This is a genomic window from Aeromonas sp. MaB10011B (assembly GCF_017939325.1).
GTDB classification, from domain to species: domain Bacteria; phylum Pseudomonadota; class Gammaproteobacteria; order Enterobacterales; family Aeromonadaceae; genus Aeromonas; species Aeromonas caviae.
This window is the reverse complement of record NZ_JAGKRK010000102.1, coordinates 1-293: the sequence shown is the minus strand read 5'-3', so window position 1 is coordinate 293 and position 293 is coordinate 1. Positions and strand designations below refer to the sequence as shown.

Here is a 293-nt window from a genome sequence, read left to right as displayed (position 1 = left end):
GCTTCAGCGGTGCCATGCTGCGCCCTTCGCCGTCGATCCACCACGGCACCCGCAGCTCGGGCGCCTGTTGAATGCACCGGGATTGCATCACCATCTCCTCAGGAAAAAAACAGACACACCGGGTCGGCCCGCCCACTGGCGCGCCGCCCCCCACCGTTCTTGAGCGTTGGCCGTCAGCCGATCTCGCGTCGCGGCAGCTTCCAGCCCGCACGGGGGTAGTGGCAGGTGTAGCCGTTGGGGTGCTTGACCAGGTAGTCCTGATGCTCGGGCTCGGCCTCCCAGAACGGCCCCGC

At 67.9% G+C, this 293-nt stretch carries 1 pseudogene; it reads right to left on the bottom strand.

Going from position 1 to position 293, the window contains the following annotated elements:
* Positions 1-173 precede the first annotated feature (173 nt).
* Positions 174-293: pseudogene (locus tag J9893_RS22125) on the bottom strand (peptide-methionine (S)-S-oxide reductase); the annotation flags it as partial.